Source organism: Roseovarius sp. MBR-154, assembly GCF_053628595.1.
The window spans coordinates 122813-148343 of record NZ_JBRJGR010000008.1 but is presented as its reverse complement, the minus strand read 5'-3'; the positions used below and the strand labels follow the sequence as shown (position 1 = coordinate 148343).

Here is a 25531-nt window from a genome sequence, read left to right as displayed (position 1 = left end):
TGGCGCGTGTTGTTTGCGTTTCGACATCTCTGATCTCCTTCTCGTCGAAGATCAGCAGACTGCAAATCGTAGCTTATGTCAGTGTCCGAATTTCGGGGGGCAGCTCAGTTCCACGGCGTTCACTAATTGCCTGCGGTGTCCCACTGGGCTTGCGCGTCGGCCTTGCTGCTCTGGACAAAGATTGTCTTGAGCATCGCCGCGACCGCGTTCGCTGCTTGGCCGAAGCATGGGACAGGGCGTTGTGATCTCCGCGCAGCTTTGAAACCGAACTCAAGCACAGCCTGCTGAACTCAGTCAATTGGGTCCAAGTCGAAGCCGAGAGGCGAACTTCAGCGGCAGGCCAGACCCAAAACCAAAAACCCAGGTTGCCGCTGTTCAGATCGGCAGATAGTCGACCGTCTCACCCGCCGCGCGCGCAGGGTCATGCGGCGGGCGCACCAAGAGCGCGTCGGAATGGGCGAGGATGCTGAGCAATGAGCTGTCCTGCTTGTCCTCGGCGATGAGGCCCTGATCGGTGAGGCGCGCGCGCATGTAATGCTCGCGCGGGCCGTTGGCGGGCAGGGGGGCGGCCAGCACCGTCTCCCGGCGCGGTGCGGGGCCTGCCCCCAGCCCCAGCATCTTGTCGATCATCGGTGCGACAAAGACATGGCCGCAGACCATGGCCGAGACCGGATTGCCTGGCAGGCCGACCATCGCGGCCCCGCCCATGCGCCCCGCCATGAGCGGTTTGCCCGGACGCATCGCGACCTTGTAAAACGCACGGTCCATGCCGAGATCGCCCGCCACGCGACCCACCAGATCGTGATCGCCCACCGAGGCCCCGCCGATGGTGACGATCAGGTCCGCGCCCTCGGCCAGCCCGAAGGCGGTGGTGAGCGAGGCCACGGTATCGCGGGCAATCGGCAGGATGCGCGCCCGCGCGCCGCGCGCCTCCAGCAGAGCCTTCAGGCCGAAGGTGTTGGAGGCGATGATCTGGTCGGGGCCGGGGGTCTCGCCGGGCATCACCAACTCGTCGCCGGTCGAGATCAGCGCCACCTGCGGTTTGCGCCGCACCGGCACCGACGCGATGTTCATCGAGGCCATGAGCGCGATATCGGCAGGGCGCAGCGCGCGCGGGGCGGTGATGCTCTGACCCTCGCGGAAATCGCAGCCAAGGGGGCGGATATGATCCTTGTCGCCGAGATCTGGCCCGAGGGTGATGGTGTCGCCGTCGCGCGTCACGTCTTCTTGAATGATGACCCGGGTCGCGCCTTCGGGCAGCGGCGCGCCAGTGAAGATGCGCACCGCCTCTCCGGCATTTACAGGTCCGCCAAAGCCATGCCCCGCCGCCGCCTCGCCGATGACGCTAAACCGCGCACCGGGTGTGGCCTCTTCGCCGCGCAGCGCGTAGCCATCCATCGCCGAAGCGGAAAAAGGCGGCTGATCGCGCCGTGCGGTGACGTCTCGCGCGAGGATGCGGCCCGCGGCTTCGGCCAGTTGCACCTCTTCGATGTCAAGCGGCTCGACGAGGGCGAAAAGATGCGAGAGGGCGGCGTCGACCGTGATCATTGCGCCTGATACCGTCCGGATTTTCCACCATCTTTCAGGATCACGCGGATACCGCCGATCTCCATTGCGCGGTCCACCGCCTTGGCCATGTCATAGACCGTGAGCGCGGCCACCGAGACGGCAGTCAGCGCCTCCATCTCGACGCCGGTCTGCCCGGTGGTCTTTACGGTGCCTTCGATCCGGACGCCGGGCAGGTCGGGGTCGAGGGTCAGTTCCACCGCCACCTTGGTAACGGGCAGCGGATGGCAGAGCGGGATCAGATCGGGGGTTTTCTTGGCCCCCATGATGCCGGCGAGCCGCGCGACGGACAGCACATCGCCCTTCTTGGCGCGACCTTCTGCAATGATATCATAGGTTTCGCGGGCCATCCTGATGTGACCCTCGGCCACGGCGACACGCGCGGTCACGGCCTTGTCGGACACGTCGACCATATGGGCGTGGCCCTGACCGTCGAAATGGGTGAGATCGCTCATCAGATGCCGCCTGCCTTGATCGGGTTGGCCAGAAGATCGCGGGTGGCCTGTGCCACGTCATCGGCGCGCATCAGCGTCTCGCCGATGAGGAAGCTGCGTGCGCCGTAGCGGGCCATTTCGGCCAGATCGTCGGGCGTGGACAGCCCGCTTTCGCTGACGATGAGGCCGTCGGGCGCGACAAATTTCACCAGCTTGCGGGTGGTGTCGAGCGAGGTCTCGAAGGTGTTGAGATCGCGGTTGTTGATGCCGATCATGTTGGAATTGAGCGCGCCCGCGCGGTCCAGTTCCTCGCGGTTATGCACCTCGATCAGCGCGTCCATGCCCCAGCGGGTGGCGGCCTCTTCCAACTCTGCCGCCTGCGCGTCCGAGACGCTGGCCATGATGATCAGGATGCAATCGGCCCCCCACGCCCGCGCTTCGGCGACCTGATAGGGATCATACATGAAATCCTTGCGCAGCACCGGCAGGTCGCAGGCATCGCGCGCCTCGCGCAGATACTCGGGCGCACCCTGAAAGCTGGGCGTGTCGGTCAGCACAGACAGGCAGGTGGCCCCGCCCTGCGCATAGGCCTCGGCCAGGGCTGCGGGGTCGAAATCGGCGCGGATGAGACCCTTTGACGGGCTCGCCTTCTTGATCTCGGCAATCAGGCCATAGCCGGTCTTGGTGGCCTGCAAAAGCGCGTCGCCAAAGGGGCGCACCGGCGGGGCGTTGCCGGCCTCGGCCTCGATCTCGTCCTGCGGGCGGGCGGCCTTGGCGGCGGCGATTTCCTCCAGCTTGTAGGTCTTGATCTTGTCGAGGATGGTGGGAGTGGTCATGCGGCCTCCGATGTGAGTTTCGCCAGAGCGGTGAGTTTCGCGCGCGCGGCCCCGCTGTCGATGCTCTCGGCGGCCATGGCGACGCCTTCGCGAAGATCCGGCGCGCGGCCTGCGACGGTGAGGGCAGCCGAGGCGTTGAGCAGCACCGCGTCGCGATAGGCGCCGGGCGCGCCACCGAGCAGCGCGCGCAGTGCGCGGCCATTCTCCTCGGGCGTCCCGCCAAGGATGGCCTCGAACGGATGCACGGGCAAGCCAAAATCCTCGGGGTGCAATTCGACCTCACGGATGCTGCCGTCTTCCTCCAGCGCGGCGACCCATGTGAGGCCCGTGATGGTCATTTCGTCGGTGCCGTCGGAGCCATGCACGAGCCAGGCGCGCTCTGACCCCAATTGCGCCAGCGTCTCGGCCATGGGCCGGATCAGATCACGCGAGAATGCGCCGGTCAGTTGCCGCTTGACGCCTGCGGGATTGGTCAGCGGCCCCAGGATGTTGAAGATCGTGCGGGTGCCCAGTTCCGCCCGCACCGGGCCGACATGGGCCATTGCGGGGTGATGCATCGGCGCCATCATGAAGGCGATGCCGATTTCGGCGAGCGCACGCTCCACCACCTCGACGCCGACCATCACATTGAGGCCGAGTTGGCTGAGCGCATCCGCCGCGCCGGATTTGGAACTGAGGTTGCGGTTGCCATGCTTGGCCACCGGCACGCCCGCGCCTGCCACCACGATGGCGGTCGCGGTCGATATGTTGAGCGTGCCCTTGCCGTCGCCCCCCGTGCCGACGATATCCATCGCGCCCTGTGGCGCGCGCACCTTGTTGCATTTGGCGCGCATCACGGCGGCGGCGGCGGCGTATTCGTCGACCGTCTCGCCCCTTGTGCGCAGGGCCATCAGGAATCCGCCGGTCTGCGCCGGGGTCGCCTCGCCCTCAAAGAGTATCTGGAACGCGGCTTCGGCCTCTTCGCGGCTGAGCGCGCGGTCGGCGGCGGCCCCGATCAGCGGTTTCAGCCGGTCGCTCATGCCGGAACCTGCATCAGGTTCAGGAAATTCTGCAAGAGCTTGTGGCCGTGCTGCGAGGCGATCGATTCGGGGTGGAACTGCACGCCGTGGATCGGCAACTCGCGGTGTTGCAGGCCCATGATCGTGCCGTCCTCAAGCTCTGCGGTGATCTCGAGGCAGTCGGGCAGGCTGTCGCGTTCCACCACCAGCGAGTGATAGCGGGTCGCCTCGAACGGTGAGGACAGACCGGCGAAGACGCCTTGGCCGCCGTGCTGGATATGGCCCATCTTGCCATGCACGATTTCGGAATGGCGGATCACGCGGCCGCCGAAGGCCTGCCCGATGGTCTGATGCCCGAGACACACGCCAAGCAGCGGAATCCCCGCCTCGGCGGCGGCCAGAGTGAGTGGCAGGCAGATGCCCGCCTGATCCGGGTCGCAGGGGCCGGGCGAGAGCAGGATACCGTCGGGGCGCATCGCCATCGCCTCCTGCACATTGAGCGCATCATTGCGCATCACGCGGGTTTGCGCCCCCAATTCGCCAACATAATGGACGAGATTGTAGGTGAAACTGTCATAGTTGTCGATCAACAGCAGCATTTGCGCCTGTCCTCTTGCAAAGGGGGCTGGAGGCCGAGGGCCCGGTCGCGGTATACTTGTTCAGGCTTGCGCGGTACCGTCAAGGGGCGCTAGGCCGGATATAAGGTAAAACAGGCGGATGCGGGGGCAAAGGCAGTGGCACGCGGAGTATTTGCGGGGATGATCACGGGCACCGTCGTTTCGGTGCTCGCACTCGGGGCGGTATCGGTTCTGACCGAAGTGCCGGGCATGGGCGCGCCCGAGGCGGAGACCGTCGAGGTGACGCCGGGGTCGGGCTTCGATCTGAAGCGCGAGGACCGGCAGGCGGCCTTGCCCGAGGTCGAGAAAAGCCCTGAGGCGGCGGGGGCGCCGCAGGTCGTGCCCCCCGCGCCGGACGATCTGTCGTCGCTCAGAGGGGCGGATACCGCCCCGGTTCGGGCCCCGGCCACGGGGGGCGAGGTGGATGCGCTTGGCACGCCGCCCGAGGCGTCAAGCAGCAGCAATGGCGGCGTCGCGGTAGAGAGCGAGAGCCCGGTTCTGCCCAGTCCCCAGTCGCTCGCGCCCGAAGCGCCGCAGGACGAGGGACGGATGGAGATCTCCACCGATCCAGCGCAGCCGCCCGCCCCGGATCCGGGCGAGGCGGATGCCGGACTCGGCGACAGCGAGACGGGCAGCGGAACGGGCAATGAGACCCGCAGCGCGGTGCCGGTCTTCCCGGAAGAGGAAGAAACGCCGACGCTTGCGCCCGATGCGGCGCAGCAATCTCCGGCACCTGCGGATACGGTGACGCCGGTCGCCCCCGATGAGGGGCCGGTGCCCGAGGCGGAGCAGACCGCCGACGACAGCAGTGAGGCCCCCAAGACCCTGCCGCCGTCGGGCACCATCAGCGACCGTGTCGAAGGCGTGCGCAGCAATCGCCTGCCCAGCATCGGCGACGCGCCCCAGACGGACGAGGTGGCAGCGGCGCCCGAGGATAGTCCGGCCTCCGAGCGCGCGATTGAGCGCAATGCCGCACCGTTCGAGAACCCCGAGGGAAAGCCGCTCATGGCCATCATATTGATGGATGACGGCAGCAGTCCCATCGGCCTTGAGGCGCTGGCCAGTTTTCCCTATCCGCTCAGCCTTGCCGTCGATGCCGACTGGTCCGGTGCGGCAGAGGCCGCCGAGCGCTATCGCGCGGCGGGCTTCGAGGTGCTCTTGACCGTCGATCTGCCGCAGAGCGCGGCGGCGGTGGATACCGAGGTGGCGATGCAGGCCTGGCTCGACCAGGTGCCACAGGCGGTGGCGCTGCTCGAAGGCGACGAGAGCGGGGTGCAGGCCAGTCGCGAGGCCAGCGCCCAACTGGCCCCGATCCTGATGGAAAGCGGGCATGGCATCGTGATGCATCCCAACGCACTCGACATGGAGCGCAAGCTCCTTTCCCGCGAAGGCGTGCCCGCCGCGACGCTGTTTCGCGATTTTGACGGCGAGGGACAGGATGCCGCCACGATTCGCCGCTTCCTCGATCAGGCGGCGATGAAGGCCGATCAGCAGGACGAGGGCGTCATCATGCTGGGCCGGTTGCGGGCCGACACGATCAGCGCGCTGCTGCTCTGGGGATTGCAGGATCGCGCGGCGAGTGTGGCGCTTGCGCCGGTCTCGGCGGTCCTGACGGTCGAATAGGGGGCTTATCTGCCCTGATGGTTGGCCTCGCGGTGCTTGATCCCGGTGCCCGTGTCGGCCACGCTGTGCCTATTATGGTGCAGCGGCTTTAGCCCGAATTATTCATAAAGATGTGGCGAGGGTAGCGTAACCTGTTGGAAGCAGGTATTTTTCGGTTGTCGACGCCAAAAACTCCAGTTTCCAAGGCACGCGCCCTCACCATGACGAAGCCTACATCTCCGCCCCCCGTTTTGTCATCCGTGAATGGCAAGCCCGTCATGCTCAATTTCGATGGCGCGGAGATGAGTTCCGATGCCGGTCTGACGCTTTTGCGGGAAGTCGAACGTCGGCACGACCTGGCGGGTCTTCTGTCGTCGTGCCTCACGGACCTGCGTGACCCGGGCAAGACACGCCATAGCCTGGAAGATATCATCCGGTTCCGGATCATGATGATTGCCGCAGGGTATGAGGATGGCAACGATGCGGGTGAGCTGCGCCATGACCCATCCTTCAAGCTCGCGCTGGAGCAGGGTCCCGAGACCGGGGCGGCGCTGTGCTCGCAGCCCACGATCTCGCGAATGGAGAACCTCGCCGACACCCGGGGGCTCATCCGGATGGCGCGTGAGATGGTGCGGTTTTACTGCGCTTCCTTTGCCCGCGTGCCCCGACAGATCGTGCTCGACATCGACGATACCTTCGATGCCGCTCACGGTCACCAGCAGTTGCGCCTGTTCAACGCGTATTATGATGAATACGGTTTCCAGCCGATTGTGGTTTTCGACGGCGAGGGACGCCTTGTTGGGGCTGTTCTGCGCCCAGCCCGTCGCCCGACCGGCAAGGAGGCCGCCGCTCATATCCGGCGTCTGATCCGGCAGATCCGCCGTCACTGGCCCACGACCGACATCCTGCTGCGGGCTGACAGCCATTATGGCACCCCGGAAGTTCTCGATCTGTGTGACAGCTTTGGTCTGCGTTACGTGTTTGGCTTGTCGAAAAATGCGCGCCTGCGGGAGCCCGTGCAAACCCTGGAGGCGTCCACGGCAGACCGCTATGCGCGCAAGGGCCAGAAACTGCGCCGGTTCAAATCCTTCTCCTATGCGGCGCGATCATGGTCGAAAGAGCGGCGCGTCATTGCCCGGATCGAGGCCGGGCCCATGGGGCGTGACACCCGCTTCATCGTGACCAATCTGATGGGCACGCGCGGCAAGCACCTTTACGAGAAGATCTACTCCGCGCGTGGGCAGGCCGAGAACCACATCAAGGGCTGGAAGAGCCATCTCGCCTCGGACCGGACATCGTGTATGAGCTCCAGCGCCAACCAGATGCGGCTCATGCTGCATGGGTGCGCCTACTGGTTATGGTGGACATTGCGCGCGGCCTGTCCGAAACGCTCGCCATGGCGGCGCGCCCAGTTCGACACGTTGCACCTCCATCTGGTCAAACTTGCCGCGACCATCGTCGAGAAGAAAACCCGGATCGTCATGACCCTGCCCGCCTCGTGCCCGCGTCAGAACCTCATCAGGCTCCTGTTCGACGCGCTCGCGCCGCCACACCCGGCATGACGCCCACCATCGCGCCCCGCCAACCCTGAAACACCAACCCGAAAAGCTCCCAAAGACACGCCCCGTCCGCCGTAAAAACCCGGACGGCAGCTCACGCGCGCGCTCCCGGCGATACCTGCGGATAAAGTATGAACTTCTGACTACTGGCACGCGCGTCGTGAATTATCCCGGTTAGGAGAAATACATGAAAACCATTGCACTGACTTGCGGGCTTTTGATGATGGCCGGAACGGCCATGGCGGACATGACAGCACAACTTTCCGGTGGATGGGATGGACGCAAGGTACCGCCGGGCCAGCAATGCCGCCTGCATGGCGGCAATGGCAGCACCCCGCCGATGCGGGTGTCCGGTATTCCAGGCGGTGCGGTCTGGATCGTCGCCTATTTCAACGACAAATCCTACGGTCCGCTGTCGCGCAATGGCGGCCATGGCACGATTGGCTTTCCGGTCCGGGGCGAGACAACCGATCTGCCGTCTTTGCCCGGTATGACTGCGACGCTGCCCGGTGGCGCGCGGGTGATCAAGGCGGCGCGGTCCAGCGGCGATTATGCAAGCGTGGGGTATCTGCCGCCCTGTTCGGGCGGGCGCGGCAACCGCTATACTGTCGACCTCAAGGCAATCGACAAGGCGGGCAAGGTGCTGGATGAAATCACGAATTTTGATATCGGAAGATACTGATCGGGCTCAGCCCTCGCGCCACGCGCCGGGGTCGAGGCCGTCGAGCCTCCAATCGCCGATCCGCCACCGCACGAGGCGCAGGGTCGGGTGGCCGACATGGGCGGTCATGCGCCGCACCTGCCGGTTGCGGCCTTCTGATATGGTGATCTCCAGCCAGCTATCCGGCACTGATTTGCGGTATCGCACCGGTGGCGTGCGCGGCCACAGGTCCGGCGGGTCGATGCGGCGCACCTGCGCGGGCCGCGTTGGCCCGTCCTTGAGCGTCACGCCGTGGCGCAGCGCGTCGAGGGCGGTGTCGTCGGGTAGGCCCTCGACCTGCACGAGATAGGTCTTTTCGGTCTTGAACCGGGGCGAGGCGATGCGCGCCTGCAGCTTGCCGTCATCGGTCAGCAGCAGGAGCCCCTCGCTGTCGCGGTCAAGTCGTCCGGCGGGATAGACGCCGGGCAGGTCGATATGATCCGACAGCGTCGCGCGGGGGCTGTCGCCGTTGCCGTGATCGGTGAATTGCGACAGCACCCCGAAGGGCTTGTTGAAGAGGATGAGCCGGGCCATGCCCCCTGATGCCGCAGCGACCGGCCCGCCGCAAGCCTCAGTTATGGCCGGGCCACAGACCCTCGCGGACCTTGTAAGTCCAGGGTAGCCCTGCATTGCGCCAGCCATTCACGGCGCGTGCGCCCGCGTCGTTCTTGTCGCCCTCGAACCCGTCCACCACGTTGTAAAGCGTGATATCGACCCCGGCCTCGACCAGCTTGCCGATCGCCGCCGCACTGCGCGAACCCGAGCGGCACATGATCATCAGCGTGTCGACGCCTGTTGCGGCATCGCTGGCCAGCCAGGTCTGCATTTCCGCCACGAATGTCGGGTTGTCGATCATCTTGTAGACGCCCTCTTTAGCATCGAAGGCAAGGTCGGGATCAATGAGTTTCGACGGGATGTTGGCGGCGGCCGTGACCGGGTAGCCGATCAGCATGGTCTCGGACGGGGTGCGCACGTCGATGAGCGCCACGTTGTCGGTTTCTTCTAGAATCCGGCCCGCCTCGGCGGCGGTGATATAGAGGCCGGGCGCGGTCTGCTTGCTCTTGTTCAGTGTCTCGACGGCGACCGGATATTGCAGGGTGAATGTCTCGGCCAACGCCATGTGAGGGGCGAAAGCTAGGCTCAGCACCACGAGAACCGGGGCGGCGAGACGAGGCAGGAACGTCATGGCATGTCTCCGATTATATTCCTTATATGGAATATATTATGGCCGGATCTGAATCGCCTTGACATGGATCAAGGGCGGCGGGGCGGTACCTTGGCAGCCGGGCGCGTGAAAATTCTTCGTGCGAAGAATTTCCGGCAAGAATTTCAGGATGAAATTCTTGTGTCTCTCAACCGTTTCCACCACCGCCAAACCGCGCCGCATCCGCCGCCGCGCGGCGGATGGCGTTGGATTTATGGACCGTTTCCATATATTCCGCCTCCGGGTCGCTGTCATGCACGACGCCGCCCCCGGCCTGAATATAAAGCGTGTCGTCCTTGACCACCGCCGTGCGCAGGGCGATGCAGACATCCATGTCGCCCCCGGCGCTGAAATAGCCGACGCCGCCGCCATAGACGCCGCGTTTTTCGGGTTCCAATTCGTCGATGATCTCCATCGCGCGCACCTTGGGCGCGCCCGAGACCGTGCCCGCAGGCAGCCCCGCCAGCAGCGCCGAAAGCGCATCCTGATCCTCGGCCAACTCGCCCACCACGTTCGACACGATATGCATCACGTGGCTGTAGCGTTCGATGATGAATTCCTCGGTCGGGCGCACGGTGCCGATGCGGCTCACGCGGCCCGCGTCGTTGCGGCCCAGATCGAGCAGCATGAGATGCTCTGCCAGTTCCTTCTGATCGCCCAGCAGATCAGCCTCGAGCGCGCGGTCCTCCTCGGGCGTCGCGCCCCGGGGCCGGGTGCCCGCAATCGGGCGGATGGTGACCTGATTGCCGAACACCCGCACCAGGATCTCGGGCGAGGCCCCGACAACCTGAAACCCGCCGAAATTGAAATAGAACATGAAGGGCGACGGGTTGGTGCGCCTGAGCGAACGGTAGAGTGAAAAGGGCGGCTGCCGGAATGGCTGCGACCAGCGTTGCGACGGGACGACCTGAAAGATATCGCCCGCGCGGATGTAGTCCTTCGCCTTCTCGACCGCCGCCTTGTAGCCCTCGCGGGTGAAATTCGACACCGGTGCGGCATCCTCATGCGCCTCGCCCAGGTTGCGGCTCGCCTGCGGCAGCGCGCGTTCGAGATCGCGCACCGCGTCCATCACCCGTTCGGCGGCCTGCGCATAGGCGGCGCGTGCCGATTGGCCGCTGCTGACCCAAGCGGGGGCGACCACGATCACCTCGCCCTTGACCCCGTCGAGCACCGCCACCACCGAGGGGCGCAGCATGATGGCATCGGGCAGGCGAAGCGTGTCGGGCGGCACATCGGGCAGATGTTCGACCAGCCGGATCATGTCATAGCCGAGGTAGCCGAAGAGCCCCGCGCTCGCGCCCGGCAGATCGTCGGGCAGGTCGATGCGGCTCTCGGCGATCAGGACGCGCAGGTTGGTCAGCGGATCGCCGTCCTGGTCCTCATAGGCGTCGGGATCGAACCGCGCGGCGCGGTTGATGCGGCTCGAGGTCCCGTGACACTGCCAGATCAGGTCGGGTTTCATGCCGATGATCGAATAGCGCCCGCGCACCTCGCCACCGGTGACCGATTCGAGCATGAAGGCATCGCGCGCCGCGCCCGTCAGCTTGAGCATCAGCGACACTGGCGTATCGAGATCGGCGGCAAGACGCGCATGCACCACCTGGTTTTCCCCCGCCTCATAGGCGCGGGCGAAGGCGTCAAAGGAAGGGGTCAGGTCCACGCGGCGCGATCCTCAGTTGAAATTGGCGTGCACGGCGTTGAGCGCCGATTGATCAAGCTCGACCCCGGCACGGGCACGGATGTCATTGGCGAGGATCTGGAAAATGTCCTGCCCCAGGTCGGATGCCACCTGATCGCGCAGCGCGTTGCGCAGGCGGTTCATTTCCTCGTCCTCCTCGGCGGGGGGCGCGATACTATCGAGGCGCAGCACGAAGATACGGCCCTCGCCCTCGATCACCTGCACCTCGCCTTGCTCCATCGCGAAGACACGCTCGATGAATTCGGGTGGCGCGTCGGCACGGTAGTCACGGCGCGTCATGTCGGTGATCTCGGTGGCCTCAAGGCCCAGATCCGCAAAGCTTGCCCCGTTGCGCAGTTCTTCGAGTTGCGGCGCGACCTGCGCGGCAAGTGCCTCGGCGGTGGCCTCTTCGCGCCAGCCCTGTCGCACCGCCTCGCGGACCTCTTCAAGTGGTAGGATGCGGGGCTCCTCGATTCCATCAAGGCGCAGGGTGAAGATGCCGCCATCCTCCATGCGCTCGACCGCCGGGTAATCGCCCTCCTGCACCGCCTCTGCGGCATTGCGAAAGGCGGCGTAGCCCGCGATGCCCTCAGCCAGATCCGGATGCCACTCGACAGTGCCAAGCTCCAGTTCGGTTTCGCGCGCCACATCCTCGAGCGTCGCGCCACCGGCCAGCAGATCGTCGACCCGCTCGGTCATCGTGTCGATCACGCGGCTGGCGCGGTCGCGGGCGAGGGTCTCGCGCAGTTGCGGTTCGGCCTCCTCGAAGGAGGTGACCTGCGCCGAGAGCACGCCGTTGATCCGGAAAAGCGCCGGGCCGAGGCTGGTCTCGACCGGGCCCACGACGTCGCCCGAATCAGCGGCAAAGACCGCCTCGGCGGACGCGCCCAGATCCTCGGCGCTGACATCGCCCATATCGACATCCGCCATCTCCAGCCCGCGCTCGGCGACCAGCATCTCGAAGAGCACGCCATCCTCGAGCCGTGCCTTGGCGTTTTCCGCGCGTTCCGGGTCGGAATACACCAGACGCTCCACCAGACGGCGCTCAGGCTGGTTGAACTCGGCGGAGCGGTCCTCATAGGCGCGGCGCAGGGCGTCTTCGGGCACCTCGACGGTGTCGACGATCATCTCGGGGTTGACCCAGGCATAGGTGATCGACTTGGTCTCGGGCGTGGTGAAGTCGGGCAGGTGGCTTTGGTGATAGCTGCGCAGGTCCTCCTCGGAGGGCACCGGCAGGCCGCTTTCCAGATCGCTGCGGTCGAGCGTGGCGAAGGCAAGGCTGCGACGCTCGCCGAGATAGGTCATCATCGTGTCCATATAGGCGGGTGGTGCCTGGATTCCTGCCACGGCGGCGGCCTGAAGCAGGGTCGCGGCGGTCTCGGCGCGGATGTTCGCCTCGAATTCGGCCTCGTTCAGCCCGGCCTGTTGCAGGGCAAAGGCATAGGCCTCGCGGTCGAAACTGCCATCGAGGCCGGAAAAGGCGGACATGTTCAGGATCTCGTCGCGCAGCACCTCGTCGCCGACCGAAATCCCGAGGCGCGCGGTCTCATGCTCCAGCGCGGCGCGGGACACAAGCTGCCCCAGCACCTGCTGATCGACGCCCGCTGCACGCGCCTCGGCAAAGCTGAGGCTTTCGCCGCGCTGTGCCTCGAGGGCGCGGATTTCGTTCTGCAGGGCGCGGGCATAGGTGGTGACGTCGATCTCGGCATCGCCGACCGAGCCGACGCTGCGCACATGGCCCGAGAGGTTGGTCACGCCAAAGCCGCCCAAACCGATGATGAGAAGCCCCATCAGCACCCACATCGCACCCTTGGATATGCTCTTGCCCGCCATCTCGGCCCCCTGTCAGCCCGTGTTGCACCGCGTGTCGTTGCGGTTGTCTACGCGTTGCACCGGGACGGGGCAAGACCCCGGCCCTGGCATGCCTCGTCACGCGCCGCGATAGGGCTCCACATATTGCAGCGCCATGTCCCAGGGAAAGAAGATCCAGGTGTCCTGGCTTACCTCGGTGACGAAAGTCTCGACCTGCGCGCGCCCCATCGGCTTGGCGTAGACCGTCGCGACATGTGCGCGGGGCAGGTGCTGGCGCACCACCTCGAGTGTGCGGCCTGTGTCGACCAGATCATCGACGATCAGCACGCCCGCGCCGTCGCCCATTATGTCCATGTCCGGCGATTTGATCACCACCGGTTCGGTCTGGGTCTGGTGGTTGTAGGATTTGACGCTAATCGTGTCGACGGTGCGGATATCGAGTTCGCGCGCGACGATCATCGCAGGCGCCATTCCGCCGCGGGTGATCGCGACCACCGCGCGCCAGCCGCCCTTGGGGGCCTCGCTCTGCAGCCGCCACGCCAAGGCCCGCGCATCGCGATGCAGCTGGTCCCAACTCACGTGAAAGCCTTTTTCATGCGGAAGACGGTCGGTCATCGCGTTCACCTGTCAGTCAAGAGTTTGAGGCCGAGCGCGCCCAGCATCAGCGCCGCCGCCCGGTCGATCCATGGTTTTGCGCCCAGATAGGCGCGGCGGGCAGGGGCCCCGCTCAGAAGCGTGGCGAAGCCCGCGTAAAAGACCCATTCCACCACCATGTGGTTGAGCGTGATCAGCGCGATTTCCGTGGCCGTGAGACTCTTTGGAAAGAGGACAACCAGCACCGATGCGGCAAAGAGCACCGATTTGGGATTGCCGAGGTTGATCAGCACACCGTCGAGGAATGCCCGCCCGCGCGGCCGCGCTGTGCCTTCACGCACGGGTTCACGGGCCGAACGCCAGGTGCTCCAGGCGATATAAACCAGATAGAGCGCACCGCCGACCTTGAGCGCGGTATAGGCCCATGGGAAAAACGTGAACAGCGCCTCCAGCCCCAGCAGTGCCGCCAGCGTCCAGAGTGCTGCGACAAAGCCAAGGCCCAGACCCGCCGCTATGCCCGCGCCGCGCCCGTCCGCCAATGCCGTGCGCAGCGCAAAGAGCAGCGCCGGGCCGGGGCTGAGGATCGCGGCGGCCAGCACTGCGTTGAAAGCCAGAAGATCGAGCGCGGTCATCGGCGCGCTCAGGTGGCGTCGATGTCGGGGGCGTCGACGGCCTTCATGCCGACCACGTGATAGCCTGCATCGACATGCAGCGTTTCGCCGGTGACGCCAGAGCCCAGATCACTGAGCAGGTAGAGCGCCGAGCGGCCCACATCGTCGATGGTCACGTTACGACGCAGCGGCGAGTTCAGCTCGTTCCATTTCAGGATATAGCGGAAATCGCCGATGCCCGATGCGGCCAGTGTCCGGATTGGCCCGGCGCTGATCGCGTTGACGCGGATACCGTCCTTGCCCAGATCCTCGGCCATGTATTTCACCGACGCCTCCAGCGCCGCCTTGGCCACGCCCATCACGTTGTAATGCGGCATCACCTGTTCGGCCCCGTAATAGGTGAGCGTCAGGGCCGCGCTGTCGGCGCCCATCATCTTCTCGGCGCGCTGCATCACGGCGGTGAACGAATAGACCGAGATGTCCATGGTCATCCGGAAATTGTCGCGGCTGGTGTCCACATAGCGACCGCGCAACTCGCTCTTGTCGGAAAAGCCGATGGCGTGGACCACGAAATCGAGCCCGTCCCACTGCGCGCCAAGGCTGGTGAAGAGCTGGTCGATGGAAGTCATGTCGGCCACGTCGCAGGGCAGCACGATGTCCGAGCCCAGCTCTGCGGCCAGCGGGGCCACGCGTTTCTTCAGGGCCTCGCCCTGATAGCTGAAGGCCAGTTCCGCCCCTGCCTCGGCGCAGGCGCGCGCGATGCCCCACGCGATCGACTTGTCATTGGCGAGCCCCATGATCAGCCCGCGTTTTCCCGTCATGAGTGTGTTCGACATTCCCAGCCCCCGCCACAATGATTTTTCTGACCTTTAGGTGATCGGGGGGATTGCATCAAGGGCCAGCCGCCATCGCCTCGGCCCTGTCAAATGCCCGGAAGGATGCTATTATGATCACTATTAGGTGATTTGACGGGCAGGACAGGGCTGAAATGGAACGAGACGGTATTTTCGCGGGCGATGACCCATTCGAGATCGCGCGCCGCTGGCTTGATGCTGCGGAAGAGAGCGAGATCAACGATCCCAATGCCGTGGCACTCGCGACGGCGGATGCCGATGGCCTGCCCAACGTGCGCATGGTGCTGCTCAAGGAGATCGACGCCGACGGGGTCGTGTTCTACACCAATTACAGGTCGGCCAAGGGCAAGGAGCTTGAGGTCAATCCACAGGCCGCGATGGTGCTGCACTGGAAGTCGCTGCGGCGGCAGGTGCGGCTGCGCGGGCATGTGACGCGCGAAGAGGGACCGCAGGCAGATGCCTATTACGCCTCGCGGTCGCTCAAGAGCCGACTGGGGGCCTGGGCGTCGCGGCAGTCGCAGCCGCTTGCCTCGCGCGCGACGCTGATGGCGGAGGTGGCCAAGGTGACGGCGCAAAAGGGAGCCAACCCGCCGCGCCCGCCATTTTGGGGAGGGTTCAGAATTACACCTGTCGAGATCGAGTTCTGGGCGGATGGCACCTTCCGGTTGCACGACCGGTTCGTCTGGCGTCGCAACACGCCGGGTGAAAGCTGGAAAGTAGAGCGTCTCAGTCCGTGAATTTCACGTCACGTGAAATGCAAGTAACGGAATTTAAGTTATATTTTCGGCTTGCATGCGGGGGCGAATATGGCGCAAGTCTTAACGCGGTCTTGGGGGTGAAGACGCATAGGTAGGACACGGTGGCAGGAAACGAGAACGAAATTCGAAGAGTGAAGGGGCGTGTCAAGTGGTTTGACCCGGTCAAGGGATTTGGCTTTGTCGTCACCGACGAGGGCGAGGCGGATATTCTGTTGCACGCCAACGTGCTGAGAAACTTCGGGCAGAGCTCGATCGCGGACCGGGCGGGGATCGAACTGGATGTGCAGCAGACCGAGCGCGGACGACAGGCCGTCGAGGTGCATGCGATTGAACCGCCCGACGATCTTGATCAGTCCGGCCTCAGCGATCTTCAGGACATAGATGTCGAAGAGATTCGCTCGACGCCGCTCTTGCCGGCCCGAGTGAAGTGGTTCGACAAGGGCAAGGGGTTCGGTTTTGCCAACACCTTCGGGTCCGAAGAGGACGTCTTCGTGCATATCGAGGTGCTGCGGCGTTCCGGGCTGGCCGATGTGCAGCCCGGAGAAGCGCTGGCCATTCGCGTGATAGATGGTAAAAGAGGGCGAATGGCAACCGAGGTCTGCGGATGGGAAACAGCGGTAAAATCGTCAAGGGATTAGGGCTCGCGCTCTTTGCGTGCTGGGCGGGCGCCGCGCAGGCGGAGCCCTGCCGCGAAGATGCCGTGATCCTGCGCAGCGACGCGGGCATGGCGCGGTTCCGGGTGGAACTGGCCGACGACGCAACCGAGCGGGCGCAGGGCCTGATGAATCGCGAAAGGCTGTCGCCGAGCGCGGGCATGCTCTTTGTCTACCCCGAACCCAAGCGCGTGGCGTTCTGGATGAAGAATACGCTGATCCCGCTCGACATGATCTTTCTCGATGCCAGCGGCACCGTGCAAAAGGTGCATCACGAAGCCAAACCGCATGACGAGACGCCGATCTTCGGCGGAAATGCGATTCAGAGCGTGCTGGAAATCAACGGCGGTCTCGCGCGCAAGATCGGCATAGCGGAAGGCTGGGAGTTGCGCCATCCGGCGATTGATCAGGACGCGGCGGCCTGGCCCTGCGGCGAAGGTCAATAAGACGGCACGATCCGGCGTTTTGCGCTTTTCAACCGCGCGCTTCGACGCTAGACACGGGCGCGTGGTCCGGGGCGTGGCGCAGTCTGGTAGCGCACCTGTTTTGGGTACAGGGGGTCGTGAGTTCGAATCTCGCCGCCCCGACCACTTTTCCGCACAAGATGTAGACGGTGCGACGCGTGCGGCAGCATGTTGCGGTTGCAGCATGGATTTACCCGATGCGCCACCCCTGTATGGCCCCCGACTTCAACCGATCTGCCAGCTTCGCGCGCTAAAACCCGGTCATCGCAAGGCTTCTTTACCACGCACGGTTTTCGCTGCGTCTGCATCGCTACCTGTGGATGAATCATCCGACCGTGTAGGGCGGCGCGACAGCGCCGGATAGTCAAATCCTTTTTATCGAAAAATGGCTAAATTTTCCGTTGACCAGATAGGGCAACATACGTCAGGTTGTGTAGGCGGGCGGAAAGAGCACAACATATAGTGATCGGCCCGGGCAGGGCTAAACGACCCAAACTTCGACATAGCCGGACCGTCTCCGGGCAGGACGTGCGCCGCATCACTCGGTCGGCGCCAAGGTCACTTGTGCCCCGTATCGGTCGGCGGCCACTCACACAAGGGCCACAGGGCCCGCGAACCACATTGCTAAGGGCACCAGATGAAGATCGAACGCAAATTCACCACCGCCGGACAGGACGCCTATGCCGCGCTGGACTTCGTGACCACCAGTTCCGAGATCAGGAATCCTGATGGCACCACGGTCTTCAAACTCGACGATATCGAGGTCCCGGCAGGCTGGAGCCAGGTGGCGAGCGATGTGATCGCGCAGAAGTATTTCCGCAAGGCGGGCGTGCCCAACAAGCTGGAGAAGGTGGCCGAAGAGGGCGTGCCGGAATTCCTGTGGCGCGGCCGTCCTGCTGCCGACAATGACGGTTTTGACGGCGAGACGAGCGCCAAGCAGGTGTTCGACCGGCTCGCCGGGGCCTGGTGCTACTGGGGCTGGAAGGGCGGCTACTTCACCAAGGAATCCGATGCCCGCGCCTATTTCGACGAAATGCGCTACATGCTGGCCCGCCAGATGGCCGCACCCAACTCGCCGCAGTGGTTCAACACCGGCCTGCACTGGGCCTATGGCATCGACGGGCCCAGCCAGGGCCATTACTACGTCGATTTCGAAACCGGCGAGTTGACCAAATCCGCCTCCGCCTACGAGCATCCGCAGCCGCATGCCTGCTTCATCCAGTCGGTCAAGGATGATCTGGTCGGCGATGGCGGCATTATGGACCTCTGGGTGCGCGAGGCGCGGCTGTTCAAATACGGCTCCGGCACCGGCACCAATTTCTCCTCGCTCCGCGCCGAGGGCGAGAAACTCTCGGGCGGCGGCAAATCCTCGGGCCTCATGGGCTTTCTCAAGATCGGCGACCGCGCGGCGGGGGCGATCAAATCGGGCGGCACCACGCGTCGCGCCGCCAAGATGGTGATCTGCGACGCCGATCACCCCGATATCCAGGAATTCATCAACTGGAAGGTCAAGGAAGAGCAGAAGGTCGCCAGCATCGTCGCCGGCTCGAAAATGCATGAGCTGAAGCTGAACGAGATCTTCGCCGCGATCCGCTCCTGGGATGGCAGCAGCGAGGACGCGGTCGACCCCAAGAAGAACGGGCAGTTGAAATCCGCCATTCGCAGCGCGAAACAGGTGCAGATCCCCGAAACCTACGTCAAGCGCGTGCTCGATTATGCCAAACAGGGTTATGACAGCATCGAATTCCCGACCTACGACACCGATTGGGACAGCGAGGCCTATGCAAGCGTCTCCGGCCAGAACTCCAACAACTCGATCCGCGTCACCGACGCCTTCCTCAAGGCGGTCGAGAATGACGAGGACTGGGCGCTGATCAATCGCACTGATGGCAAGGTCGCCAAGACCATCAAGGCGCGCGACCTGTGGGAGGATGTGGGCCACGCGGCCTGGGCCTGCGCCGATCCGGGCATCCAGTATCACGACACGGTCAACGCGTGGCATACCTGCCCCGAGGATGGCGAGATTCGCGGCTCCAACCCGTGCTCGGAATACATGTTCCTCGACGACACCGCCTGCAACCTCGCCTCGATGAACCTGCTCAAGTTCTACGTGGACGGGCAGTTCGACGCCGATGCCTACATGCACGCCACCCGGCTCTGGACGGTGACGCTGGAAATCTCGGTGACGATGGCGCAATTCCCCTCCAAGGAAATCGCGCAGCGCAGCTATGATTTCCGCACGCTTGGTCTGGGCTATGCCAATATCGGCGGGCTCTTGATGAACATGGGGCACGGCTATGACAGCGACGAGGGCCGCGCGCTCTGCGGGGCGCTGACCGCGATCATGACCGGCGTCTCCTACGCGACCTCCGCCGAAATGGCGGGCGAATTGGGGGCCTTCGCGGGCTACAAGAAAAACGCCAAGCACATGCTGCGCGTGATCCGCAATCACCGCAACGCCGCCTATGGCGCGACCGAGGGCTATGAGGCGCTCGCCGTAAAACCGGTGCCGCTCGACCACAAGAGCTGCCCCGATGCCCGCCTCGTCGATCTGGCGATGGCCTCTTGGGATGAGGCGCTGAAACTCGGCGAAAAGCACGGTTATCGCAACGCGCAGGCCACCGTGATCGCGCCCACCGGCACGATCGGGCTGGTGATGGATTGCGACACCACCGGGATCGAGCCCGACTTCGCACTGGTGAAGTTCAAGAAACTGGCCGGTGGCGGCTATTTCAAGATCATCAACCAGTCGGTGCCCGCCGCATTGGAGAAGCTGGGCTATGGCCCGGCGCAGATCGAGGAAATCATCGGCCACGCCGTGGGCCACGGTACCATCGGCAACGCGCCCGGGATCAATCACACCTCGCTCGTGGGCCACGGCTTTGGCGAAAACGAGTTGGCCAAGGTCGACGCGGCCCTCGGCTCTGCCTTCGACATCCGCTTCGTCTTCAACCAGTGGACGCTCGGCGCGGAGTTCTGCACGCAGGTGCTCGGCATCCCGAATGAAAAGCTGAACGATCCGACCTTCGACCTGCTCGCGCATCTGGGCTATTCCCGGCGCGAGATAGACGCAGCGAACGATCATGTTTGCGGGACCATGACGCTGGAAGGCGCGCCGCACTTGAAAGAAGAGCACTATCATGTGTTCGATTGTGCCAATCCCTGCGGCAAGACCGGCAAGCGCTATCTCGGGGTGGAAAGCCACATCACCATGATGGCAGCGGCGCAGTCGTTCATCTCGGGGGCGATCTCCAAGACGATCAACATGCCCAACGACGCCACCATCGAGGATTGCCAGAAGGCCTATGAGCTGTCGTGGTCCCTCGGAGTGAAGGCCAACGCGCTCTATCGCGACGGCTCCAAGCTCAGCCAGCCGCTGGCATCGGCGCTGGTCGAGGATGACGACGAGGCCGCCGAGATCCTCGAATCGGGGTCTGCTCAGGAAAAGGCTGCCGTTCTCGCCGAAAAGATCGTCGAGAAGGTGGTGATCAAGGAAATCGTCCGCTCCAACCGCGAGAAGATGCCGCAGCGCCGCAAGGGCTACACGCAAAAGGCCATGGTCGGCGGGCACAAGGTCTATCTGCGCACCGGCGAATACGAGGATGGCCAGCTTGGCGAGATCTTCATCGACATGCACAAGGAAGGCGCGGGCTTTCGTGCCATGATGAACAATTTCGCCATCGCGGTCAGCGTTGGCCTGCAATACGGCGTGCCGCTCGAGGAATTCGTCGATGCCTTCACCTTCACCAAGTTCGAGCCCTCGGGCATGGTCCAGGGCAATGACAGCATCAAGAACGCCACCTCGATCCTCGACTATATCTTCCGCGAGCTGGCGGTCAGCTATCTCGACCGGACCGATCTGGCGCATGTCAAACCGTCGGGAGCATCCTTCGATGACCTCGGCCGTGGCGAAGAGGAAGGTGTGAGCAATATCAAGGAGATGTCCGGCGAAGCTGCGACCCGCTCGCTGGAGGTGCTCAAGCAGATCAGCTCCACCGGCTACCTGCGCAAGCGCCTGCCACAGGAACTTGTCGTGTTCCAGGGCGGGCAGGGCACCGGCACCATGGGCTTTCGCGGCAGCGATGCCGAGGTGGCGCTGCAAACCCTCGTCCCCGAGACGGTGCATGCCAGCGTGACCTCGGTCTCGGCCACATCGACCTCGATGTCGATGGACGCCCGCGTCAAGGCCAAGATGCAGGGCTACGAAGGCGAGGCCTGCGGCGAATGCGGCAACTACACGCTGGTGCGCAACGGCACCTGCATGAAGTGCAACACCTGCGGATCGACAAGCGGGTGTAGCTGACAAGGTTCAGGGGCGGGTGCGCTCGCCCCGGACGCGGATCGGAGACAGGCAACAACCATAATCGGGCAGTAAATCAACATCCCGATCCGCGAACCTGAGGGGGCCCCGTGCCCCCTCTTTTTCTTTGGCCGTCCCCCGGCGGTCAGCATCACCGTCCGGAATCGCGTTGCGCCGCCCCGGCAGGTCTGTACCCTGCGCGCGATCTACCAGAGGAGGCCCCGCATGATCACCGTCAACCCCGAGAGATTTCTGGCCGACCTGCACCGGCTGCGCGAATTCGGCGCGGCGGGTGTGGGCAAGGGTGTGGTGCGCCCGGCCTTCAGCGCGCCGGATATCGCCGCGCGGGAATGGCTGGCCGATCAGATGCGGGCGGCGGGGCTCACGCCGCAGTTCGATCCGGTGGGCAGTCTCTTCGGTCTGGCCGAGGGTAAATCGCTGCTGATCGGCAGCCATAGCGACAGCCAGCCCGAGGGTGGCTGGCTCGACGGGGCACTTGGTGTCATCGCGGGGCTGGAGATTGCCCGCGCCAGCGTCGAGGCGGGCGGGCCGCCCGTGTCGGTCGTGTCGTTCCAGGACGAGGAGGGGCGGTTTGGCGTCACCACCGGCAGCGCGATCTGGTCGGGCAACCTGAGCCTTGAGGATGCCGACCGGCAGACCGACCGCGAGGGCGTGAGCTTTGCCGAGGCGCGCGCGGGCATGGCGCATGTGGCGGGCAATTTCATTGATCCCGCGCGGTTCAGCGGCTTTCTGGAGATGCATATCGAGCAGGGCCCGTGGCTCGAACAGGCGGGCGAGGCGGTGGGGGTCGTCACCGATATCGTCGGTATTCGCGACATGCGGATCACGCTCGACGGCCAGCAGAACCATGCGGGCACCACCCCGATGCATCTGCGGCGCGACGCCTTTCAGGGCGTGTCGCGGTTCAACACGCTGATCAACGAACGGTTTCGCAACGTGGTGACGCCGCAGACGGTCTGGACCATCGGCCATCTGCGGCTGCATCCCGACGCGCATTCGATCGTGCCGGGGCAGGCGGTGTTTTCCATGCAGTGGCGCGACGGCGATGCGGACCGTTTGCGCCGGATGGAGGAGATCATTCGCCACACCGCCGCAGAGGTGGCGGAAGACATGGGGCTTGGCCTGAGTTTCGGCGACATGCTGGGGCTGGAGCCGGTGCCGATGGATGGGAATTTGCGCGCGGCGCTCTGCGACAGCGCCGAGGCCGTGGCCCCGGGACGCTGGCGGCAGATGCAGTCGGGCGCGCTGCATGATGCGACCAATGTGTCGCGGCTGATGCCTGCGGCGATGCTGTTCGTGCCCTCGATCGACGGGATCAGCCACGCCTTTGTCGAGGACACGGCCGAGGCCGATCTGGTCGCCGGGCTGGAGGTGCTGGCGGGGGCGGCGGCGCGGCTTTGATCATGTAGACCGGGTCATCGTCCGGCTCGACCGGACGATCTTTCGACAAGAGATCCTCGGGTCGGGACCCGAGGATGACGCCCCCTTATCCCCAGTCCACATCGCCCAGAAAGATATAGCCCGCGCCGTAGATCGTCTTGATCAGGCGGGGGTTCTTGGGGTCTTCGCGCAGCTTGGTGCGCAGGCGCGAGATGCGCACGTCCATGGCGCGATCAAAGCTTTCGCCTGCTGCGCCGCCAAGCGCCTCCTGCATCGCGTGCCGCGAGATCAGCCGCTTGGGGCGTTCGAGAAAGAGCCGCAGCACCTCGCCCTCGGCATGGGAAAAGGGGGTTTCCGTGCCGCTCTCATCCTCGAGCACGTAGCGGTCGAAATGCGCGATCCAGCCGTTGAACCGCGCCACCTCGCCGGTCTGGGGCGCCGGTGTGCCGCGACGCAGGCGGGCGCGGATGCGGGCCACCACTTCCGCCGGGTCGAACGGCTTGATGATGTAGTCGTCGGCCCCCAGTTCCAGGCCGGTCACCCGGTCCTGCACCTGTGCTCTGCCTGAGATGATGATCACCGTGGCGCCCTGTTCAAGCGCCAGCCGATGCACCAAGGTCAGCCCGTCGCGGTCGGGCAGCGACAGGTCAACCAGGCAGACATCGGGATTGGCCTGTCGCAGAGCGGCCTCGAATTCGGTGGCACGGCCGAAGGCCATGGTGCGAAACCCGGCCTCGGTCAGCGCATCGGCCAGCATCGTGCGGATCGCCGGTTCGTCGTCGAGAATGGTGACAAGTGGGGCTGTCATGGGCGGTCTCCGGCCGTGAGCGCGGCGTCAAGCTGGGCGGCGGTGAAGGGTTTGCGCAGCACCGGCACACGCGCGGCGGCGGCGCGGTGCAGCGGATCGTCGGGCGGCAGCGAGGTCATCAGGACAAGCGGGCAATCGGGGCCGCGCGGCACCGAGGCCAGATCGAGCCCAGTCCGATCACCTTCCAGAACGATATCCGATAGCACGGCGGAGATCTCGGGCAGTTGGGCGATGAGGTTGCTTGCCTCCTCGACGCTGGCGGCTTCGATCACGCTATGGCCCGCGCCGCGCAGCATGTCTCGCAGGGCGCTGCGCAGGTCGGGGCTGTCCTCGACCAGCAGCACGAGGCCGGGCGGGCGTGCGTCGCCTGCCGGGCGCAGCGGCAGGCGCAGGGCCACGCGCCCGCCGCTGTCGGTATTGCCCAGGATGATGCGCCCGCCCGCCAGCTTGGTCATGTCATAGACCATCGACAGGCCCAGCCCCGACCCCTCGCCGCCCTTGGTGGTGAAGAACGGATCGAGCGCGTGGCGGATCGCCTCGGGGCTGAAACCGGGACCGGTATCGGTGACCGCGAATTCGAGCCAGGTGTCTTGCACCGCCCGCGCCGTGAGGGTGATCGCACCGCTGCCGCCGCAGGCATCGCGCGCGTTGAGCACGAGGTTGAGCAGGGAATCCTGCAACATGCCCGCATCGAGCAGATACCGGTCTTCGGTCTCCTCGCGCCGGGTCGTCAGGGTGATACCCGAGGGCAGGGCCGAGCGTGCCAGCGTCTCCAGATCGCTGAAAAAGGCCGTGAGATCGGTCGGCACCGGTTCGTGTTCGCGTGGGCCGGTCATGTCGGCGATGCGGTTCAGGAGCCCGCCGCCGCGCCGGGCGGCGGCAAGCGTGGCGTCGATGAGATCGCGTGCGTCATTCGGAAGGCCCATCCGGCCGAGCCGCGACTGCATGCCCAGAATAATAGTCAGCAGATTCGAGAAATCATGCGCCAATCCGCTGGTCAGTTGTGCCGCCATCTCGCGTCGTCTGGTCTGTTGCAGGGCGGCGCGGGTCTGGCTTTCCTCGGTGATGTCCATCGACAGGATGTAGACGCCACCGCTGGAATGATCGGGGGTCAGGGCGACGCGGATCCGTCGCGAGCTTGGCTCGTGGGTGAACTCGAAGACCGACGGCTCTCCCGCATAGGCCTTATCAAGCTCCGGTTGGATGATCGACCATGGTTGCGGCCCCAGCACGTCGGCCGCGTGCACCCCGATCAGATCGGTGCGCGAGCCGGGCATGACCGAGGTCAGCCGCCGGTTGGAATAGGTGTAGCAACGGTCGGAGCCGACATGCGCGATATGGGCGGGCATCATCTCGGCGGTCAGACGGGTGCGGGCCTCGGCTTCGGATATCTGGCGCTTGGCCTCTTCCAGCGCGGTGATCGTCGCCTCAAGCTCTCGGTTGGCGGCCGAGAGATCCTCGGAATAGCTGAGCAACTGATCCGACAACTCCTCGGAGCGGGCGCGCAGCAGCGCCTCTTGCCGCTTGGTGCGGGTGATGTCGGTATAGACCGTGACCCAGCCGCCCTGCGGCAGCGGCGTGCCCTCGACGCTGATCGTGCGGCCATTGGCGCGGGTGCGTTCCATGTAATGGGGCTCGAAGGCGCGGGCGATTTCGACGCGGGTGGCGACGAACTCGTCGACATTGCCGACATCGCCATAATCGCCGCGCGTGGCCAGATAGCGGATCGTGTCGGAGAAATCGGCCCCCGGCGTCACCAGCCAATCGGGCAGGGCGAACATTTCCTGAAAGCGCCGGTTGCAGACGGCCAGCCGCAGGTCGCGGTCATAGATGGTGAGCGCCTGCTGAATGAGATTCAGCCCGGCCATCGTCATGGCGTCGCGATCGGCGTGGTTGGGGCTCATTCATCTCTCCTCCTGATCCTTGGCTAGCACCGGAATCCGGGGGCGCAAAGGCTGTATATGCGGCTGTTACAATTCGAAAGGTTTGCGAAATGTTCACGAAAAAGTTGACGGCGAGCGTGTTTCCCGCACCCTTGGAGGGAGGAGAATCGCCCCAAGGCGGTCGGAGGTCCGTGCAAGC

Annotated in this window: 22 protein-coding genes and 1 tRNA gene; 9 read left to right on the top strand and 14 right to left on the bottom strand. The window is 64.9% G+C overall.

What is annotated here, in order from left to right:
* Nucleotides 1-375: 375 nt before the first annotated feature.
* From ACSSV4_RS12355 to ACSSV4_RS12335, 5 genes are read right to left on the bottom strand one after another with little or no spacing between them, the layout of a single operon-like run.
* Nucleotides 376-1548: a molybdopterin molybdotransferase MoeA gene (locus ACSSV4_RS12355; protein ID WP_454275485.1), complete on the bottom strand. Its 1173-nt coding sequence runs from the start codon at nucleotides 1546-1548 to the stop codon at nucleotides 376-378.
* A complete protein-coding gene (moaC, locus tag ACSSV4_RS12350) occupies nucleotides 1545-2021 on the bottom strand; it encodes a cyclic pyranopterin monophosphate synthase MoaC (RefSeq protein WP_454275484.1) in 477 nt (158 codons plus the stop codon). The genes ACSSV4_RS12355 and moaC overlap by 4 nt, the downstream gene beginning before the upstream one ends.
* The gene (gene trpC, locus ACSSV4_RS12345; RefSeq protein ID WP_454275483.1) at nucleotides 2021-2836 is read right to left on the bottom strand and encodes an indole-3-glycerol phosphate synthase TrpC; all 816 of its coding nucleotides are present in this window, start codon (nucleotides 2834-2836) and stop codon (nucleotides 2021-2023) included. The genes moaC and trpC overlap by 1 nt, the downstream gene beginning before the upstream one ends.
* Nucleotides 2833-3855: an anthranilate phosphoribosyltransferase gene (gene trpD, locus ACSSV4_RS12340; protein ID WP_454275482.1), complete on the bottom strand. Its 1023-nt coding sequence runs from the start codon at nucleotides 3853-3855 to the stop codon at nucleotides 2833-2835. The genes trpC and trpD overlap by 4 nt, the downstream gene beginning before the upstream one ends.
* Complete coding sequence (locus ACSSV4_RS12335; protein ID WP_454275481.1) at nucleotides 3852-4433, bottom strand: anthranilate synthase component II; 582 nt, start codon at nucleotides 4431-4433, stop codon at nucleotides 3852-3854. Before ACSSV4_RS12335 ends, trpD begins: the two co-directional genes overlap by 4 nt.
* Before the next feature lie 159 nt (nucleotides 4434-4592).
* Between ACSSV4_RS12335 and ACSSV4_RS12330 the strand changes: the two genes are divergently transcribed.
* From ACSSV4_RS12330 to ACSSV4_RS12320, 3 genes are all read left to right on the top strand, one after another.
* Entirely contained in the window at nucleotides 4593-6074 is a 1482-nt protein-coding gene (locus ACSSV4_RS12330; protein WP_454275480.1) for a divergent polysaccharide deacetylase family protein, read from the top strand.
* A 200-nt stretch (nucleotides 6075-6274) separates the two neighbouring features.
* Nucleotides 6275-7615: an IS1380 family transposase gene (locus tag ACSSV4_RS12325; RefSeq protein WP_454275479.1), complete on the top strand. Its 1341-nt coding sequence runs from the start codon at nucleotides 6275-6277 to the stop codon at nucleotides 7613-7615.
* 184 nt (nucleotides 7616-7799) lie between these two features.
* Nucleotides 7800-8294: a hypothetical protein gene (locus ACSSV4_RS12320; RefSeq protein ID WP_454275478.1), complete on the top strand. Its 495-nt coding sequence runs from the start codon at nucleotides 7800-7802 to the stop codon at nucleotides 8292-8294.
* A gap of 6 nt (nucleotides 8295-8300) precedes the next feature.
* Here the strand turns inward: ACSSV4_RS12320 and ACSSV4_RS12315 are convergent, their stop codons facing one another.
* From ACSSV4_RS12315 to fabI, 7 genes are all read right to left on the bottom strand, one after another.
* Nucleotides 8301-8846, bottom strand: coding sequence for a pseudouridine synthase (locus ACSSV4_RS12315; RefSeq protein WP_454275477.1), 546 nt, complete (start codon nucleotides 8844-8846; stop codon nucleotides 8301-8303).
* A 37-nt stretch (nucleotides 8847-8883) separates the two neighbouring features.
* Nucleotides 8884-9498 carry a sulfurtransferase gene (locus tag ACSSV4_RS12310; protein ID WP_454275476.1) on the bottom strand — a complete coding sequence of 205 codons (615 nt, stop codon included), beginning with the start codon at nucleotides 9496-9498 and terminating at the stop codon, nucleotides 8884-8886.
* A gap of 166 nt (nucleotides 9499-9664) precedes the next feature.
* Nucleotides 9665-11176 carry an anthranilate synthase component I gene (gene trpE, locus ACSSV4_RS12305; protein WP_454275475.1) on the bottom strand — a complete coding sequence of 504 codons (1512 nt, stop codon included), beginning with the start codon at nucleotides 11174-11176 and terminating at the stop codon, nucleotides 9665-9667.
* Between the two features lie 12 nt (nucleotides 11177-11188).
* A complete protein-coding gene (locus tag ACSSV4_RS12300; protein WP_454275474.1) occupies nucleotides 11189-13027 on the bottom strand; it encodes a peptidyl-prolyl cis-trans isomerase in 1839 nt (612 codons plus the stop codon).
* 96 nt (nucleotides 13028-13123) lie between these two features.
* Complete coding sequence (gene gpt / locus ACSSV4_RS12295) at nucleotides 13124-13621, bottom strand: xanthine phosphoribosyltransferase (protein WP_454275473.1); 498 nt, start codon at nucleotides 13619-13621, stop codon at nucleotides 13124-13126.
* A gap of 5 nt (nucleotides 13622-13626) precedes the next feature.
* A complete protein-coding gene (locus ACSSV4_RS12290; RefSeq protein ID WP_454275472.1) occupies nucleotides 13627-14232 on the bottom strand; it encodes a LysE family translocator in 606 nt (201 codons plus the stop codon).
* 8 nt (nucleotides 14233-14240) lie between these two features.
* Nucleotides 14241-15047, bottom strand: a complete 807-nt coding sequence (gene fabI / locus ACSSV4_RS12285) for an enoyl-ACP reductase FabI (RefSeq protein ID WP_454275471.1) — start codon at nucleotides 15045-15047, stop codon at nucleotides 14241-14243.
* Nucleotides 15048-15199: 152 nt separating this feature from the next.
* Here fabI and pdxH point away from each other — a divergent pair, with 152 nt between their 5' ends.
* The 6 genes from pdxH (at nucleotide 15200) to ACSSV4_RS12255 (ending at nucleotide 22662) form a co-directional block, all read left to right on the top strand.
* Nucleotides 15200-15802, top strand: coding sequence for a pyridoxamine 5'-phosphate oxidase (gene pdxH, locus ACSSV4_RS12280; protein WP_454275470.1), 603 nt, complete (start codon nucleotides 15200-15202; stop codon nucleotides 15800-15802).
* Nucleotides 15803-15954: 152 nt separating this feature from the next.
* On the top strand, nucleotides 15955-16461 hold the full coding sequence (locus tag ACSSV4_RS12275; RefSeq protein WP_454275469.1) for a cold-shock protein: 507 nt from the start codon (nucleotides 15955-15957) through the stop codon (nucleotides 16459-16461).
* Nucleotides 16428-16922, top strand: a complete 495-nt coding sequence (locus ACSSV4_RS12270) for a DUF192 domain-containing protein (RefSeq protein WP_454275468.1) — start codon at nucleotides 16428-16430, stop codon at nucleotides 16920-16922. Before ACSSV4_RS12275 ends, ACSSV4_RS12270 begins: the two co-directional genes overlap by 34 nt.
* Nucleotides 16923-16989: 67 nt before the next feature.
* Nucleotides 16990-17066, top strand: a tRNA-Pro gene (locus ACSSV4_RS12265).
* A 511-nt stretch (nucleotides 17067-17577) separates the two neighbouring features.
* Nucleotides 17578-21243 carry a vitamin B12-dependent ribonucleotide reductase gene (locus ACSSV4_RS12260; RefSeq protein WP_454275467.1) on the top strand — a complete coding sequence of 1222 codons (3666 nt, stop codon included), beginning with the start codon at nucleotides 17578-17580 and terminating at the stop codon, nucleotides 21241-21243.
* Nucleotides 21244-21465: 222 nt separating this feature from the next.
* Nucleotides 21466-22662: a hydantoinase/carbamoylase family amidase gene (locus ACSSV4_RS12255; RefSeq protein ID WP_454275466.1), complete on the top strand. Its 1197-nt coding sequence runs from the start codon at nucleotides 21466-21468 to the stop codon at nucleotides 22660-22662.
* Nucleotides 22663-22747: 85 nt separating this feature from the next.
* Here ACSSV4_RS12255 and ACSSV4_RS12250 read toward each other — a convergent pair whose 3' ends face one another.
* Together ACSSV4_RS12250 and ACSSV4_RS12245 are read right to left on the bottom strand one after the other, a co-directional pair.
* Nucleotides 22748-23449 (bottom strand): response regulator transcription factor, encoded by a 702-nt coding sequence (locus tag ACSSV4_RS12250; protein WP_454275465.1) that lies wholly within the window; start codon nucleotides 23447-23449, stop codon nucleotides 22748-22750.
* On the bottom strand, nucleotides 23446-25353 hold the full coding sequence (locus tag ACSSV4_RS12245) for a PAS-domain containing protein (protein WP_454275464.1): 1908 nt from the start codon (nucleotides 25351-25353) through the stop codon (nucleotides 23446-23448). Before ACSSV4_RS12245 ends, ACSSV4_RS12250 begins: the two co-directional genes overlap by 4 nt.
* Nucleotides 25354-25531 lie beyond the last annotated feature (178 nt).

What these genes read in the sequence shown, in the direction of transcription:
- trpD (WP_454275482.1), bottom strand. Translation starts at nt 3,855, where the DNA reads ATGAGCGACCGGCTGAAACCGCTGATCGGGGCCGCCGCCGACCGCGCG.
- pdxH (WP_454275470.1), top strand. Translation starts at nt 15,200, where the DNA reads ATGGAACGAGACGGTATTTTCGCGGGCGATGACCCATTCGAGATCGCG.
- ACSSV4_RS12270 (WP_454275468.1), top strand. Translation starts at nt 16,428, where the DNA reads ATGGGAAACAGCGGTAAAATCGTCAAGGGATTAGGGCTCGCGCTCTTT.
- ACSSV4_RS12325 (WP_454275479.1), top strand. Translation starts at nt 6,275, where the DNA reads ATGACGAAGCCTACATCTCCGCCCCCCGTTTTGTCATCCGTGAATGGC.
- ACSSV4_RS12290 (WP_454275472.1), bottom strand. Translation starts at nt 14,232, where the DNA reads ATGACCGCGCTCGATCTTCTGGCTTTCAACGCAGTGCTGGCCGCCGCG.
- ACSSV4_RS12310 (WP_454275476.1), bottom strand. Translation starts at nt 9,498, where the DNA reads ATGACGTTCCTGCCTCGTCTCGCCGCCCCGGTTCTCGTGGTGCTGAGC.
- ACSSV4_RS12355 (WP_454275485.1), bottom strand. Translation starts at nt 1,548, where the DNA reads ATGATCACGGTCGACGCCGCCCTCTCGCATCTTTTCGCCCTCGTCGAG.
- ACSSV4_RS12255 (WP_454275466.1), top strand. Translation starts at nt 21,466, where the DNA reads ATGATCACCGTCAACCCCGAGAGATTTCTGGCCGACCTGCACCGGCTG.
- ACSSV4_RS12315 (WP_454275477.1), bottom strand. Translation starts at nt 8,846, where the DNA reads ATGGCCCGGCTCATCCTCTTCAACAAGCCCTTCGGGGTGCTGTCGCAA.
- ACSSV4_RS12330 (WP_454275480.1), top strand. Translation starts at nt 4,593, where the DNA reads ATGATCACGGGCACCGTCGTTTCGGTGCTCGCACTCGGGGCGGTATCG.
- fabI (WP_454275471.1), bottom strand. Translation starts at nt 15,047, where the DNA reads ATGTCGAACACACTCATGACGGGAAAACGCGGGCTGATCATGGGGCTC.
- trpC (WP_454275483.1), bottom strand. Translation starts at nt 2,836, where the DNA reads ATGACCACTCCCACCATCCTCGACAAGATCAAGACCTACAAGCTGGAG.
- ACSSV4_RS12335 (WP_454275481.1), bottom strand. Translation starts at nt 4,433, where the DNA reads ATGCTGCTGTTGATCGACAACTATGACAGTTTCACCTACAATCTCGTC.
- ACSSV4_RS12245 (WP_454275464.1), bottom strand. Translation starts at nt 25,353, where the DNA reads ATGAGCCCCAACCACGCCGATCGCGACGCCATGACGATGGCCGGGCTG.
- gpt (WP_454275473.1), bottom strand. Translation starts at nt 13,621, where the DNA reads ATGACCGACCGTCTTCCGCATGAAAAAGGCTTTCACGTGAGTTGGGAC.
- moaC (WP_454275484.1), bottom strand. Translation starts at nt 2,021, where the DNA reads ATGAGCGATCTCACCCATTTCGACGGTCAGGGCCACGCCCATATGGTC.
- ACSSV4_RS12250 (WP_454275465.1), bottom strand. Translation starts at nt 23,449, where the DNA reads ATGACAGCCCCACTTGTCACCATTCTCGACGACGAACCGGCGATCCGC.
- ACSSV4_RS12320 (WP_454275478.1), top strand. Translation starts at nt 7,800, where the DNA reads ATGAAAACCATTGCACTGACTTGCGGGCTTTTGATGATGGCCGGAACG.
- ACSSV4_RS12260 (WP_454275467.1), top strand. Translation starts at nt 17,578, where the DNA reads ATGAAGATCGAACGCAAATTCACCACCGCCGGACAGGACGCCTATGCC.
- ACSSV4_RS12300 (WP_454275474.1), bottom strand. Translation starts at nt 13,027, where the DNA reads ATGGCGGGCAAGAGCATATCCAAGGGTGCGATGTGGGTGCTGATGGGG.